Here is a 14,118-nt window from a genome sequence, read left to right as displayed (position 1 = left end):
CCGGCCGGCCGCATCACGCCCGGCCAGCCAGCCGTTCGCAGACGGCCTGCGTGATCTCGCGCGTCGACGATTTTCCTTTCAGGTCGGCGCTGAGCAGGCCGCCGGCGAGGCAGGATTCGGTGATGCTCCGGATGCGCTCGGCCGCGTCGTTCAGCCTTTCGTCGCCATGCCTGTGGCCGAGCCAGTCAAGCATGGAAGCCGCCGACAGGATCGTGCCGTAGGGATTGGCGATGCCCTTGCCCGCAATGTCGGGCGCCGAGCCGTGCGCGGCCTGGAAGAAGCCATTTGCCTCGCCGATCTCGGCCGACGGCGCCATGCCCATGCCGCCGACGGTGGCGGCCGCGAGGTCGGACAGGATGTCGCCGAACATGTTCTCCGAGACGATGACGTTGAAGTGGCCCGGCTTCAGCACGAGGTGCATGGCCATGGCATCGACCAGCGCATATTCGGTGACAATGTCGGGATAGTCCTTCGCCACCTCGTCGAAGACCGAGCGGAAGAAGGCGTAGCTGCGCAGGACGTTGGCCTTGTCGCAGCAGGTGACGCGGCGCACGCCGTCGCGCGGCGCGCCCCTGGACAGGCGGGCCAGTTCGAAAGCCTTGCGCACGATGCGCTCGATGCCGGCGCGGGTCTGCACCAGCGTGTCGACCGCGACTTCCCCGCGCAGCAGCGCGCCCGAGCCGCGTGCCGCATAAAGGCCTTCGCTGTTCTCGCGCAGGATGATGTAATCGATGTCGCCGGCCTTCATGCCGGCCAGCGGGCTCTGCACGCCCTCGAACAGGCGGATCGGGCGGATGTTGGCGTAGAGGTCGAGCTCGAAGCGCAGTTTCAGCGTGAAGTCCAGGCCGGCTTCGGTGCCGTCCGGATGGACGACGCCCGGCAGGCCGCCGGCGCCGTGCAGGATGGCATCGGCCTCCCGGCAGGCCTTGAAAGTCGGCTCTGGAAAGCTTTGGCCGGTCTTGAGGAAATGCTCCGCGCCGGCGGGGTATTCGTCGAAGCGCAGCGGATTGGAGGTCGCGAGTGCCGCCTTCACCACCTCGACCGTGGCGGAGCAGACTTCGGGGCCGATGCCGTCGCCATGCACGACCGCGATCCGGTAGGTATCCTTCATCGCCAAACCCTCAGGGGACGCCGGTTCAGATGCACTTGCCGCCATCGACGTTGAGGTCGACGCCGGTGATCATGCTGGCTTCGTCGGAACAGAGGAAGGCGGCCGCATTGCCCATGTCCTGCGGCGTCGACAGGCGGCCGATCGGAATGGTCGCGACGACCCGGGCGCGGTTCTCCTCGCCCGAGCCGATGAAGGTCGAGAGCAGCGGCGTATCGCCGGCAACCGGGTTTATGGCGTTGACGCGGATGCCGAAGGGGGCCAGCTCCACGGCCATGGCCCGGGTGGCGGCAATCGCCCAGCCCTTGGAGGCATTGTACCAGGTGAGGTTGGGGCGCGGCGAGACGCCGCCGGTCGAAGCGACGTTGAGGATGGCGCCCGACTTGATCGCCTTGAAATGCGGGACGACCGCGCGCGAGCCATTGTAGATCGAGCGCATGTTGACGTCGGCGATGCGGTCGAACAGCTGCTCTTCCATGGTCTCGAGCGGCAGTGGCGGCTGCGCGACGCCGGCATTGTTGACCAATATGTCGAGACCGCCAAACGCCGAGCGGGCGAGATCGGCCGCCGCCGTGAAGCTTTCCAGCGTCGAGACGTCGCCGGTGATCGGCCGCACGTTTTTCCCGGTTTCGTTCGCGACGCGCGAGGCGGCGGCCGCGTCACGGTCCATCAGGACGACCAGCGCGCCTTCCGCGACGAATTTCCTGACGATGCCTTCGCCAAATCCCGAACCGCCGCCGGTGACGATGGCGACCTTGCCTGCAAGTCTCATGGCTGTTCCTCCGTTGCCGGCACAATCGGGGAAGTCGCGCGCGTTGCACAGTCCGATTATCTGAACGCCCTTTTAGCTTTCCTTGTTTGAGGTCGCGGACTGCGGGAGTAATAGTCGCGGCGGAATTCTCAAGGAGGAAGAGATGACGCTGAACTTCGACCCGAGGGCGAAGGCGACGACGCTCTACCATGGCGAATTCCGGCCGATGTTCATCGGCGGCAAGTGGGTCGCGGCGCAATCCGGCCAGGAGATGCAGGCGCTCAACCCGGCGACCGGCGAGGTGCTGGCCACGGTGCCGCGCGGCGGCGCCGCCGACATCGACGCGGCGGTGGCAGCGGCGCGTGCCGCCTTCGAAGGTCCCTGGTCGAAGTTTTCGCCCTACGAGCGGCAATGCGTGCTGCTCAGGATCGCCGATCTGTTTGAAAAGCACTGGGAAGAGCTCAGCGTTTCCGACACGCTCGACATGGGGCTGCCGATCACGCGCACGCTGGCCAACCGGCGCCGCGTCATCGGCATGCTGCGCTTCTATGGCGGCATGGCGACCGCGCTGCATGGCGAGGCGATCGACAACTCCATCCCGGGAGAGATCGTCACCTTCACGAGGCGCGAGCCGGTCGGCGTCGTCGGCGCCATCATTCCCTGGAATGCGCCGACCGCCGCGTCGATCTGGAAGATCGCGCCGGCGCTCGCCACCGGCTGCACCATCGTGCTGAAGCCGTCGGAGGACGCATCGCTGACACCGCTGCTGATCGCGCGGCTGATGCAGGAGGCCGGCGTGCCGGACGGCGTCGTCAACATCGTCACCGGCACCGGGGCGGAAGCCGGCGCGCGGCTGGCCGAGCACCCAGACGTCAACAAGATCGTGTTCACCGGCTCGACGCTGACCGGCCAGGCGATCGCGCGGGCCGGGGTGAACAATCTCAAGCGCGTCTCGCTGGAACTCGGCGGCAAGTCGCCGATCATTGTCTGCCGCGACGCTGATATCGACAAGGCCGTGCCTGTCGCGGCCATGGCGGTGTTCGTGCATTCCGGCCAGATCTGCATCGCCGGCTCGCGGCTGTTCGTGGCGCGCGAGATCCATGACGAGTTCGTGCGCCGGGTCGGCGAATTCGCCGGCAAGCTGCGCATCGGCCACGGCATCGAGGAGCAGACGGAAATCGGGCCGCTCATCAATGCCAGGCAGGCCGGCAAGGTCGAAGGCTACATCAAGGCCGGCAGCGACGAGGGCGCCGAACTGGTGGCCGGCGGCACGCGGCTGAAGGGTGCTCTCTACGATGGCGGCAACTTCATCGCGCCGACCGTCTTTGGCGCGGTGTCGGACAAGATGACGATCGCGCGCGAAGAGATTTTCGGGCCGGTCATCTCGGCCATGCCCTTCGACACGCTGGACGAAGCGGTCGCGCGCGCCAATGCCACGCCCTACGGGCTGGCGGCCGGCATCTTCACCACCAATCTGGGAACCGCGCACAAGCTGGCGCGGCGCGTCAAGGCCGGCTCGGTGTGGGTCAACATGTACCATGCCATCGATCCGGCGGTGCCGTTCGGCGGCATGAAGATGTCCGGCTATGGCCGCGAGGGCGGCGTCGAGCATCTGCACGAGTATCTGGAGACCAAGGCGGTCTGGATTCAGACCGATTGAGCCGGCGACGGCTCAATCCTGCCTGACGATACGCCCGATGGCGTTGACGATGAGGCGTGCGGCCGTGAGCGCCGTGATGCCGGCAACGTCATCTGTCGTATGGAATTCGATGAGGTCGAAGCCGACGAGACGGCCGCGCTTGCTCGCGCCTTCGATCAGCCCGATGGCCTGCTGATAGTTCAGCCCGCCGGCCGCGCGACCGGCCACACCTGGCATGATGCCGGGGTCGAGCCCGTCGCAATCGAGGGTCACCACCACGCGCGCGCCCTCGGGTATGTGCTTGAGGGTGGCCTGGACGCCTTCGGCGTGGATCTCCCGCGCGGTGACGAGATGGGCGCCCCAGCGTCTGGCGGTCTCGACCTCTTGTGGTCGGGCGCTGCCGACGCCGCGCATGCCCACCTGCACGATGCCCGCGACATGGGCCATCTCGCTTGCCCGGCGCATGGTGCTGGAAAAGCCGAGCGGCTCGCCGAAGCGCTCGTCGCGCCAGTCGATATGGGCATCGATCTGCAAAATCCAGATCGGGCCGTGGCCGGCGAAACCGGCGAAGAAGGGGATGGGCACGGAATCGTCGCCACCCATCATCACCGGCGTGGCGCCGGCGTCGAGGACGGCGCGGGTCTTCTCTTCGACAAGCCTGCGATTTCCGGCATTGTCGGAAGCCGATGTCGCGAGGTCGCCGGCATCGACGCACGAGGATACGCCGTCCGCGAAGAGAGGGCCGTCCAGGTCGAAGTCCCAGCTGTCAAGGAATTGCACATCGCCCTGGCTCGCGGCGCGGATGGCGGCCGGCGCGGCGGCAAAGCCTGAAGGATCGGCGCCGGGATAGGTGCTGCCGTGCGGCGCGCCGAACAGAACCACGCGCGGCTTTGCACCGCCGGGCAAATGGGCGGGAAAACCGAGAAAGCCGGGATGCTGGGACATGTCGGGATCCTTTTGCGGGTTGGTGATGGGAAGGCGAGGGAACGTCGACTTGGCGCGCGCGTTGCCGTGCCTAGCCCGCCAGTTCGCGCAAATTGGTGCGGATCAGGTTCATCAGCTGTTCGGAGAAGGAGTGGTGCACGTAGCCGCGCGCGGTGATGATGCCGACCGAACGGTGGGCGTCGCGGTGGTCGATGGGCACCACGCGCATGCGCTCGTCGTTGCGTGAGATGGCGATGCCGGGGACGACGCAGACACCCAGCCCCGACGACACCAGCGCCACCGCCGTCTGCGCGCTTTCGACCTCGTATTGCGGCTTGAGCTCGATGCCTTCGGCCGCCGTCAGCCGGTCGACCAGCCCGCGCACCGCCGTCTTGCGGTTGAGCAGGATGAGCGGGAAGCGCTGCAGGTCGGACAAAAGCAGCTTCTTTTCGCCGCCGTAGATTTCGGTGGGGATGCAGGCCATCAGCGGATCGTCGAGGATGGACTCGAACTGGAAGTCCGTCAGGTTGGGCAGTTCCGGGCCAATATAGAACTCGACCTCCTGCTGCTGCAGCAGGCTGAGGGCGGCCTGCGGGGGCAGTTCGATGACCTCGACGATCGAGCGGGGATAGCGCAGCTTGAAGGTCGCCAGTATGTCGCCCAGGCGGCTTGCCGCAAGGGTGGGGGCACAGGCGATCTGCACCTTGCCCTTGCGCCGCGCGGCGATCTCGGTCAGCCGGTCGAGGCTGGCCTGCACCTGCGACATCGCATTGGCGATCTCCTCGAACAGGACCTGGCCTTCCGGCGTCAGGCTGGCGCGTTGCGCGGTGCGGATGAACAGCGAGATGCCGATCTGCTCCTCGAGGTCGCGGATCTGCATGGAGACGGCCGATGGCGAGCGGTTGCTTTCTTCGGCAGCACGCCGGAAGCTGCCGTTTTCGGCGGCAAGCAGGAACGTCTGCAGAAGTTTGAGGTTGATGCTGGACATGTCCGTTCAGGTAGCAGGTGACCTCCTGACCTATTCAGACGCGCAAGTGATTGCAAGGCAATAGGGCCGGTCCAACCATTGGTCCTGGTTTAGCCGGCAAGACGTTTCCCGCGCCAAGCGGCGCTCAGTGCACCGCGGCGAACATGACGCGCTCCTCGGTCGCCTCCGACAGCATCATCTCTTCCACCACGCGGCCACGCTTGACCACCAGGATGCGATCGGAAACTGCAAGGATCTCAGGCAGATAGGAGGAAATCACGACGACGGCCATGCCCTGGTCGGCAAGATCGCTGATCAACTGATGGATCTCGACGATGGCGCCGACATCGACGCCGCGCGTCGGTTCGTCGAAGATCACCAGCTTCGGCTTCTGGATCAGCGACTTGGCGATCACGACCTTTTGCTGATTGCCGCCGGAGAGTTCGATCATCCGGGCGCGGTCGCTGATCTGCTTCAGCCTCAGGCGGTCGCCCCACTCACGGGCAAGCTGCCTGGCCCGCGACAGCGACACGATCGAGACCGGGTTGGCGCCCTCGGTCAGTTCGCCTATCTGCAGGTTCTCGCCCGCCGTCATGGTCTCGAAGAAGCCGTCGACCTTGCGGTCCTCGGTGACATAGACGATGCCGTCGCGCACCGCTGGCCTGGGCACGCGGTAGCGCACCGATTTGCCAAGCAGGCGAATCTCGCCGCCATGGAAGATGTTGCGCTTCAACAGGCCGGCGACGACCTTGGCCATTTCCGTGCGGCCGGCGCCGACAAGGCCGAACATGCCGGTCACCTGGCCCGAGAAGACCGAGAAGGACGAGTTGCGCACCAGCCCGGCGCAGGACAGGTTCTCGACCGAAAGCACCTTGTCGCCATAGGGGCGCGCCGTGCGCTTGACCTCGCCATGCAGCGTTTCGGTCAGCGTGCGGCCGACCATGGCCTGCACGATGGAAGCGCGCGTGAAGCCCTTGGCATCGCCGGACGCGACGATCTCGCCGTCGCGCATGACGGTGATGCGGTTGGCGACCGCGAGCGCCTCTTCCAGCGCATGGGTGATGAAGATCACCGCGATGCCTTCCTTCACCAGACGCTGCAGGAGGTTGAAGAAATGGCTCTTCTCCTCCGGCGTCAATGTCGCGGTCGGCTCGTCGAAGATGATGACGCGGGCCTTGTGGTGGACGGCGCGCGCGATCTCGACCATCTGCTTGTGCGCCGCGCCCAGCGTGCTGACCTGCGCCGTCGGGTCGACCTGAAAGCCCATGCCGGCGAGGAACTGGCGCGCCTGGATGTAGAGGCCGCGCAGCCGGTTGAACATCTTCTCTTCGCCGAGATAGAGGTTCTGCGCCACCGTCATGGCCGGCACGAGATTGGTTTCCTGGAACACCATGGCGATGCCGGCGCGCAGTGCCTCGGCGGGCGTGGCGAACGACACGTCCTTGCCGTCGAAGGTCATCTTGCCCTCGGTCAGCTTGAACACGCCCGCCATGACCTTGGTCAGCGTCGACTTGCCGGCGCCGTTTTCGCCGAGAAGCGCGTGGATCTCGCCCTTGCGCAGGTCGAAGTCGACGTTCTTGAAGGCGGGGATGCGCGAGAAGGCCTTGGCCGCGCCCCGGAGTTCGATGATGTTGGCGTCCGACATCGCTTAACCCCGCTTGCCGCTGGCTGCGGCGGCCACGCGCACGATCCGGGAGCCGCCGCGCGAGGCGACGAGCAGGTCGTCGCCGGTTTCGCAGGCGCTGAGCGTGCCGTGCACCTTGCCGTCGGCGCGTGAATGGAAACTCGACAGCGGCTTCATGTTCTGGTCGCAATGCACCACCAACCCGTAGGACCGGGTGACCGCATAGGGCTTCAGCACATTCATCTGCTTCAACTGGCTGCCTTGCATCGGTTCGCGGTAATCGCGCCATGAGTGGAGCGACGGCGCCACCCAGTAGGCCTCGGGAACCTCGGCCAGCATGCGCTTGCGGTAGCCATCCTCGCGCAGGATGAACTCCACCAGCTGGTTGCGGACGGAATAGAAGCTCAGCCAGTAGCCGGCGTTGAAGGCGGGCGCGATGCGTGCGGGATAGGCCGGCAGGTGTTCCAGCACCGGCGCGGTGGCCCTGGTGGCGAGGTCGATGGCCAGCACGCGGTGGCGCCAGGCTTCGGTGACATAGATGCGGTTGGAACCTGTCGTGGCGATGCCGGCGGGCCAGGCGAGGCCGTCGCGGACCAGTTCAAGCCGGCCGCTCTTGAGGTCGAGGCGCCACAGCGAACCGGACGCGTTCTTCTCCATCAGGTCGCGGCGCCAGCCGCTGGCTGGCAGCGAGGCGGAGCCGTTGGCGATCAGCAGGCTGTTGGAGTCAAGGAAGGTGAGGGCGGTGACGCAGGACAGCCTGCGCGCCTCGTCGCCCGTGGGCTCGCGCCCGTCATGCAGGCCGCCGCGGATCGTTACACCCTTGCCGTCGACCGCGACGGCGGTCATGCCGCGCGCATGGGCAAGCGCGGTGATCTCGCCGGAAAATTCCTGCAGCACTTCGGCCTGGCCGTCGGCGCCGAGGCGCATCAGCCGGTTCGCGCTGCTCGCCAGTATGCCCTTTTCGGTGCGCACGAGATTGTCGGCCTCGGGCAGGCTGGCGAATGTCGGTGCTTCCTCCAGCCCCTGGTTTGGCAGCAGCGGACCGTCCAGCGTCGGCACCGTGACGGCCCAGTCGCCGCGGCCGAGAAAGCGGTCGAAAAGCCGGCTCACGGCGCTCATGGCTTCTTGCCCCAGTAGGAATCCGAGCTGAACCAGTCGGGATCGACGCCTTTCAGCGGCAGGGTGCCCATGCGGTTGTTGAAGATGCCGCAGAGATAGAGCGTGCCCTTGTGCTCGCGCATGGAGGTGATCATCGGATGCTTCTCGCCGGCCTGGTCCCAGAGGCTTTCGAGGATGTTGCCGTTCTCGTCGAAGCGCAGCACGCAGCCGGTGTTGAGATTGGGCATCAGCCAGGCGTCCTCGGACACGCGCCGCGCCATGCGGCGTCGGAAGCCCGGCATTTCGAGCGACAGGTCGAGCGCCGGCGTGCGCATGCCCATCAGCGCCAGCCAGTAGGTGCCGTCCGAGGCACGGTTGATGTTGTCGGGATAGCCGGGGAGGCCCTCGAGGACGCGCTCGACCTTGCCCTTCTTGGGGCCGTCGAAATAGTAGCGGCTGATGCGGCAGGCCCAGCTTTCGGCGAACAGCACGGACTGGCCGTCGAAGGCGGTGCAGATGCCGTTCGGGAAGACGAGGTTCGACAAAAGCGTGCGCGTCGAGCCGGTTTTGGGATCGTGGACGATGATGCGTCCATTGCCACGACTTTCCAGCGCGTCGGCGTACCAGTCGTGCATCTCGAAGCGCACGGTGGCCTCGGAGAAGACGATGCGGCCGTCGGGCAGGATATCGCAGTCGTCGGCGAGCTTCATGGTCGAGTCGTCGACCACCGAAGTCAGCGAGCGGTTGGTCTCGGCGGTCAGGAGCTTGACCTCGCCGGCCGGCGAGACCTGGTAGAGGCCCATGCCGGCGACGCAGATGACTAGGTTGTCGTCGCGATCGAAGGCCATGCCGAGCGGCGAGCCGCCAATATGGGCGAACACTTCGCTCTCGGTGTAGTGCGGCGGCTTGAAGCGCAGGATGTCGCCCTGGCGGCTGCCGGTGTAGAGGCGGTCCTGGCGGTCGAAGATGACATCCTCGGCGCCGTCGAGGAAACCGAGGCCGATGACGCCGACATCCTTGAGCCGGTCGTTGACGGCCATCGGCGCGCCCGGCGCGGTCGAGATTGCCTGCGGCATCTTGGCGAAGGTCGGCGAGATGTAGACGCTGCGCAGGATCTTGTGACGGTTCTTGACCCAGCGCACGTCGAGCAGCACCGACAAGAGCAAGACGAAGCCGAGGATCAGGAAATTGACCGGGCCGGGTACGGCAAGCGCCAGAAGGCTGTTCGACAGGACGAGCACGAAGACCGTGCCCATCAGCGCCTTGGCCACCGAGCCGCGCCCGCCGCCCAGGGAAATGCCGCCGAGCACGGTCGCGGTCAGCACCTGCAGTTCGAGCCCGGTGCCGATATCGGAAGCGGCGCTGCCGATGCGGGCCGAGAAGAAGAAGCCGGAGAGCGCGACCAGCACCGAGCACAGCACATAGGCGCTGAACAGGATGAAACGCACATTGATGCCGGCATTGTAGGCGGAGCGGCGCGCGCCGCCGACCGCGAACAGCCGCCAGCCGTAACGGGCGCGCGACAGGACGAGGTGGATCGCCAGCGCGATGACCACGAAGACGACGAAGGATGTCGGCACGCCCCAGAGCGTACCGAAGCCGAGGAAATCATAGGCCGGGGAATCCGGACCGCTGGTGACGATCGGCGTCGAGACCTGCGGGAAGACGATGTCGAAGGTCGAGCGGTAGATGATGAGCGTGACCAGCGTGGTCAGGAATGCCCGCATGCGCAGGAAACCGACCAGGAAGCCATTGATGGCGCCGCAGACGACGCCGAGGCCCAGGCATGCGAGCAGGCCGGTGCCGAAGCTCCATTGCTCGACATTCATGCCGTAGAGCGTGACCAGAACGGCGAGCGCGAAGGTCGAGCCGACGGACAGGTCGATGCCGCCGGACACCATGACGATGGTCATGCCGAGCACGACCAGGCCAAGCTCGGCGGTCTGGCCGCTGAGATTGGTCAGCGTCGTCAGGTCGAAGAAGCCCGGCACGATCGAGCCGAAGATCGCGCACAGGATCACCAGCGCCGTGAAGGGGATGACGCTGTCGATCCACTTCTTGGTCAGGATCTCCCCGACCACGTGGTCGGGGAGCAGGCGGTAGCGCCAGCGCACAAGGCTTTCGGCCATGCTCATCAAGTCAGTCCGTTACTTGAGCTCGTCGAGCTTCCAGCAGTTCCTGCCGGTCGCGTTGGTCTTGTCGACGCGGGTGATCGGGCCGAAGAAGATGGTCTTCTCGCTGCCGGCCTTGCGGCCGGGCTGCTGCAGCAGTTCGGAAATCTGCTGTGCGGCGATCTCGGCCTGGATCGGGGCGTTGAAGTTGAAGATCACGTCGAGCAGGCCGTTCTTGATGCTCTCGCAGCCCGTGGCGCTGCCGGCGCCGTTGGTGACGATGGTGACCTGGTCCTGCTTGCCGGCGGCAACGACGGCGGCACCCGCGCCAACCTCGGCATTGTCCCAGATGCCCATGATGCCGCAGAGGTCCGGATGCTGCTGGAGCACGGTCTCGGTGATCTGGCGGGCTTTCTCGCTCATGTAGTCGGCCGGCTGGTCGGAGACGAGCTGCAGCTCGGGATTGGCCTTCAGCACTTCGTCGATGCCCGTGCGCATATAGATGTTGGCGGCGCCGGTCTGGACGCCGGCCAACCACACGACCTTGTGCGAGACGGCGTTGGGGCCGGTGCAGTGCTTGGCCAGTTCGCCCATTTCGAGGCGGCCCATCTCGATCCAGTCATTGCCGACATAGGAGTCGGTCTGGGTCGCCGACTGCATGTTGACCTGCAGCACCTTGATGCCGGCGGCCTGCGCCTGCTTCAGAAGGCGGGCGTAGGTCTGAACGTCGGGGTTCTGCACGATGATCAGGTCGGGCTTCTCGGCGATGGCACCCTGCATGGCGCGGATGCCGGCATTGGTGTCGCCGGAGGGATCGCGCACTTCAAGCGTGAAGCCGTAGCGGGCGGCGTGACGCTGCCAGACCACCACCCAGGCCTGGTTGAGGTCCATGCCCTGCGAGATCGGCACGAAGATGACCTTCTTGCCCTTGAGCGATTCGAGATAGGTCGAGCGGCCGACCTGGTCGGTTTCCTGCGCGGTCGTGACTTGCGCCGCGCCCAGCAGCGTCAGCGCGGTCAGCCCCGCCAAAAGGCAGTTCTTCAACAGTTTCATTGGTTTCCTCCCTGATTTGATATGCGTTGTTGCTTCAGATGTCGCCGCTCTGCGAGGTCTGCTCGTCGCGCGGATTGATGATGGCGTCGATTGCCAGCGCTCCCAGCAGGATCACGCTCTTGATGAGGTTCTGGCTGGTGTAGCTGAAGTTCAGGATGGTCATGCCGTTGGTGAGGATGCCGACCAGTATGGTGCCGGCGATGACGTTGCGCACGCCACCCTGGCCGCCGGAGAGGCCGATGCCGCCGAGCACCACCACCAGCAGCACGTCGTAGATCAGGCTCGAATTGTAGAGCCGCGTGTCGATGCCGGTGACCAGGCCGAGCATGATGATGCCGGCGGTGAAGGCGACCAGCGCGCTGATGACATATTGGGTCACGATGATCGGGCGCGTCGGAAGCCCTGTCGTGCGGGCCGCGTTGGGGTTGTCGCCGGTGGCGTAGACCAGGCGGCCGAAGCGGGTCTTGCGCAGGAAGAAGCCCATCAGCGCGGCGACCGCGCCGAAGATCACCACCGACATCGGGATGCCGAGGATGGTGCCGCTGCCGACGAATTTCAGCCAGCCGATGTTGGACGGGGCGTAGAGCACGTCCGAGGCAAAGACGATGCGGCCGGAGCCGTAGACCGAGGACGCGATTGCCAGTGTGGCGAAGATCGGCGGGATTTCGGCGATCGCCACCATGATGCCGGTGAACAGGCCGATCGCGGCGGCGAGCAGCGCGCCGCAGATGATCGCGAGCGTGAAATCGATGCCCCAGGTGGAAATCCAGATCGAGAAGGCGACGCCGACCACCATCACCGCCACCATGGTGAGGTCGATACCGCGGCCGACGACGATGAAGCCCATGCCGACGGCAAGCGTGCCGAGGATCGAGACGTTCTTCAGGATGGCGATGATGTTGCCCTGGCTCAGGAAGTTGTTGAGCGTCGCGGAGAAGACGAGGACGAGAATGACCGATATCGCAACGACAACGATCTCCTGGGACACCTTGATGCCCATGCGACCGCCGTCGGATCCGCCCGAACCAGCCAACTCCATTCCTCCCTGGCCGCCCGTTTCAGGCGGCGTCCGTGCGGGCGGCTTTGCCGCTCCGCTACTCCTCCACAGCCGCAAGGCGGCCTGTCTCCTCGGTCACCATTGCGGCTCGTGACGGCAGGGGCAATTTCGATTTTCTGATGCGCTGTGCAGTTCGATCCAGCCGCCGGCGGCGTCATCACCGCCTTGCGCCTAGGGAACTTTTGTCTCGTTGACGATTTTCGCTGTATGATAGAGCTTGCACAGTCAGGAAGGTGTTGCCGATGACCATGAAATCGCTAGCGATCTGCGCTCTCGCACTGGCCGTGGGTTGCGGCGCGGCCTCCTCGGCGTTCGCCGGGACCAAGCATTACAAGCAGCAGCAGACCGATCAGCAGCGTTATGTCCCCGCCAATGACAACCTGTTCGAGTTCCTGTTCGGCGGCCCGCGTTACTACGACCAGCAGCTGTTCACCACGGGCGCCGGTCCCTGTTCCTATCATCGGACCGGTCCTGACGGTTTTGCGAGCAACAAGATCAACGATCACTACTGCGGGAAGTAGGCGGCGGCCGTAACCGGCGCTCAGACCGTCTCCCATCCCGGGAAGCGGTCGGGTCGCAGCCATTGCCGTGGCGGATTGCCGTCGCCCGAGAGCACGGCATCGACCAGCCAGCGCGCGGTGGCGGGTGCGGCATGCATGCCGATGGAGCCCATGCCGCCATGCACGAACAGGCCTTCGACGGCTGTCGCGCCGGCGACGGGAAGACCGTCGGACAGCATGGGGCGGTTACCGGGATAGACATTCTTGACCTGCGGCGAGCCAAGGCCGGGCAGCATGCGTAGCGTGCGGCTGGCGATCCGGCTCGCCATGTCGGTGTTGCGGACGAGATCGCGATAGGCAGGCTGGACGGAAGCGCCCAGCCTGGCGTCGCCGCCGCGCATGGGGTTGAGGCAGATGGCCTCCACCGCCGGCTGGTCGTCGCGCTGGGCGGCGACATCGGCCAGGCCCTCGAGCCTCATGCGCCGGCCGAGCTCTTCCTGATCCGGCCAGGTCAGTTCCTCGACGATCCAAGGCAAATCGAAATCCAGCCTGCCGAGCTGGATCAGCCAACCGCGGCCGGCGGTGAAGGGCAGGCCGGGCAGCGGCCCGTCCCCGACGGTGCGACGCAACAGATCCGACATCCATAGTCCGTTGGCGATGAAGACGAGATCGGCGGGAACGATGCCCTGGTCGGTCAGGACGCCCTGAACCTTGCCGCCTCTGGAGAAGATCTGGGCGACGCGCAGGCCGGTGCGGATGGTGGCGCCCGCCTCGCGTGCCGCATGGGCAAAGGCGTGGGTTGCGCCCATCGGCTCCAGGGTCCAGGCGCGACCGACGCTGTAGCCGCCCGCCACATTGAAGCCGATGCGCGGATAGTCCCGCGCCAGTTCCTTGCCGGTAACCTTTTCCATCGGCACACCGGCTGCCCTGTAGCGGTCCGCGATCGCGGCGGCAGCCTCGAAACTGGCGTCGTCCTCGGAAATCAGCAGATGGGCGACAGGAGCGAATTCGAAGGGAACCGGACCTTCGGCAAGCTCGGCATAGATCTCGACGCTGGCATCGAGCAATTCGACGACTTCTTTCTGCGGGCCGCTGAGCAAGGTGCCCGTATTCCGCCCCGAGGACTCCGCCGCGATCATGCTCTGCTCAAGGACGGTTGTCCTGAGGCCGCGCCGGGCCAGCTCATAGGCGAGCGTGCAACCGGCAATGCCGCCACCGATGACGAGGGCGTCCACCGGCTTTTCCGCGAAATCCCTGGCGATGGCCATCGCGACCTCCCATTAACA

The 14,118-nt window shown here is 65.8% G+C and carries 12 protein-coding genes; 2 read left to right on the top strand and 10 right to left on the bottom strand.

Features of this window, described 5'->3' with window-relative positions; all coding sequences use genetic code 11:
* Positions 1–13: 13 nt before the first annotated feature.
* The gene (locus tag FFS37_RS23465; protein WP_137933351.1) at positions 14–1,111 is read right to left on the bottom strand and encodes an isocitrate/isopropylmalate dehydrogenase family protein; all 1,098 of its coding nucleotides are present in this window, start codon (positions 1,109–1,111) and stop codon (positions 14–16) included.
* A gap of 25 nt (positions 1,112–1,136) precedes the next feature.
* Entirely contained in the window at positions 1,137–1,880 is a 744-nt protein-coding gene (locus FFS37_RS23460) for a glucose 1-dehydrogenase (RefSeq protein ID WP_137933350.1), read from the bottom strand.
* 142 nt (positions 1,881–2,022) lie between these two features.
* Between FFS37_RS23460 and FFS37_RS23455 the strand changes: the two genes are divergently transcribed.
* Positions 2,023–3,519, top strand: a complete 1,497-nt coding sequence (locus FFS37_RS23455) for an aldehyde dehydrogenase family protein (RefSeq protein ID WP_137933349.1) — start codon at positions 2,023–2,025, stop codon at positions 3,517–3,519.
* 12 nt (positions 3,520–3,531) lie between these two features.
* Here the strand turns inward: FFS37_RS23455 and FFS37_RS23450 are convergent, their stop codons facing one another.
* The 7 genes from FFS37_RS23450 to FFS37_RS23420 form a co-directional block, all read right to left on the bottom strand.
* Positions 3,532–4,443, bottom strand: coding sequence for an arginase family protein (locus tag FFS37_RS23450; RefSeq protein ID WP_137933348.1), 912 nt, complete (start codon positions 4,441–4,443; stop codon positions 3,532–3,534).
* Positions 4,444–4,513: 70 nt separating this feature from the next.
* Complete coding sequence (locus FFS37_RS23445; protein ID WP_137933347.1) at positions 4,514–5,410, bottom strand: LysR family transcriptional regulator; 897 nt, start codon at positions 5,408–5,410, stop codon at positions 4,514–4,516.
* A gap of 124 nt (positions 5,411–5,534) precedes the next feature.
* Positions 5,535–7,034 (bottom strand): sugar ABC transporter ATP-binding protein, encoded by a 1,500-nt coding sequence (locus tag FFS37_RS23440; protein WP_137933346.1) that lies wholly within the window; start codon positions 7,032–7,034, stop codon positions 5,535–5,537.
* A 3-nt stretch (positions 7,035–7,037) separates the two neighbouring features.
* Entirely contained in the window at positions 7,038–8,132 is a 1,095-nt protein-coding gene (locus FFS37_RS23435) for an NHL repeat-containing protein (RefSeq protein WP_137933345.1), read from the bottom strand.
* Positions 8,129–10,246: an ABC transporter permease gene (locus FFS37_RS23430; protein WP_137933344.1), complete on the bottom strand. Its 2,118-nt coding sequence runs from the start codon at positions 10,244–10,246 to the stop codon at positions 8,129–8,131. The genes FFS37_RS23435 and FFS37_RS23430 overlap by 4 nt, the downstream gene beginning before the upstream one ends.
* 12 nt (positions 10,247–10,258) lie before the next feature.
* The gene (locus tag FFS37_RS23425) at positions 10,259–11,275 is read right to left on the bottom strand and encodes a sugar ABC transporter substrate-binding protein (RefSeq protein ID WP_137933343.1); all 1,017 of its coding nucleotides are present in this window, start codon (positions 11,273–11,275) and stop codon (positions 10,259–10,261) included.
* A gap of 34 nt (positions 11,276–11,309) precedes the next feature.
* On the bottom strand, positions 11,310–12,314 hold the full coding sequence (locus FFS37_RS23420) for an ABC transporter permease (RefSeq protein ID WP_332311494.1): 1,005 nt from the start codon (positions 12,312–12,314) through the stop codon (positions 11,310–11,312).
* A 260-nt stretch (positions 12,315–12,574) separates the two neighbouring features.
* Between FFS37_RS23420 and FFS37_RS23415 the strand changes: the two genes are divergently transcribed.
* Positions 12,575–12,853 (top strand): hypothetical protein, encoded by a 279-nt coding sequence (locus tag FFS37_RS23415; protein WP_137933341.1) that lies wholly within the window; start codon positions 12,575–12,577, stop codon positions 12,851–12,853.
* A gap of 20 nt (positions 12,854–12,873) precedes the next feature.
* On the opposite strand, the gene FFS37_RS23410 is transcribed toward FFS37_RS23415, so the two are convergent.
* Entirely contained in the window at positions 12,874–14,100 is a 1,227-nt protein-coding gene (locus tag FFS37_RS23410; RefSeq protein ID WP_137933340.1) for an NAD(P)/FAD-dependent oxidoreductase, read from the bottom strand.
* Between the last annotated feature and the right edge of the window lie 18 nt (positions 14,101–14,118).

It is taken from the genome of Mesorhizobium comanense, assembly GCF_005503535.1.
GTDB lineage: Bacteria > Pseudomonadota > Alphaproteobacteria > Rhizobiales > Rhizobiaceae > Mesorhizobium > Mesorhizobium comanense.
Note: the sequence above shows the minus strand (reverse complement) of the source record. Positions and strands in the feature narration are given on the sequence as shown.

Excerpts from the sequence above, each read along its gene's own strand:
- FFS37_RS23425 (WP_137933343.1), bottom strand. The coding sequence starts at position 11,275 with ATGAAACTGTTGAAGAACTGCCTTTTGGCGGGGCTGACCGCGCTGACG.
- FFS37_RS23465 (WP_137933351.1), bottom strand. The coding sequence starts at position 1,111 with ATGAAGGATACCTACCGGATCGCGGTCGTGCATGGCGACGGCATCGGC.
- FFS37_RS23410 (WP_137933340.1), bottom strand. The coding sequence starts at position 14,100 with ATGGCCATCGCCAGGGATTTCGCGGAAAAGCCGGTGGACGCCCTCGTC.
- FFS37_RS23455 (WP_137933349.1), top strand. The coding sequence starts at position 2,023 with ATGACGCTGAACTTCGACCCGAGGGCGAAGGCGACGACGCTCTACCAT.
- FFS37_RS23460 (WP_137933350.1), bottom strand. The coding sequence starts at position 1,880 with ATGAGACTTGCAGGCAAGGTCGCCATCGTCACCGGCGGCGGTTCGGGA.
- FFS37_RS23430 (WP_137933344.1), bottom strand. The coding sequence starts at position 10,246 with ATGAGCATGGCCGAAAGCCTTGTGCGCTGGCGCTACCGCCTGCTCCCC.
- FFS37_RS23435 (WP_137933345.1), bottom strand. The coding sequence starts at position 8,132 with ATGAGCGCCGTGAGCCGGCTTTTCGACCGCTTTCTCGGCCGCGGCGAC.
- FFS37_RS23420 (WP_332311494.1), bottom strand. The coding sequence starts at position 12,314 with ATGGAGTTGGCTGGTTCGGGCGGATCCGACGGCGGTCGCATGGGCATC.
- FFS37_RS23445 (WP_137933347.1), bottom strand. The coding sequence starts at position 5,410 with ATGTCCAGCATCAACCTCAAACTTCTGCAGACGTTCCTGCTTGCCGCC.
- FFS37_RS23440 (WP_137933346.1), bottom strand. The coding sequence starts at position 7,034 with ATGTCGGACGCCAACATCATCGAACTCCGGGGCGCGGCCAAGGCCTTC.
- FFS37_RS23415 (WP_137933341.1), top strand. The coding sequence starts at position 12,575 with ATGACCATGAAATCGCTAGCGATCTGCGCTCTCGCACTGGCCGTGGGT.
- FFS37_RS23450 (WP_137933348.1), bottom strand. The coding sequence starts at position 4,443 with ATGTCCCAGCATCCCGGCTTTCTCGGTTTTCCCGCCCATTTGCCCGGC.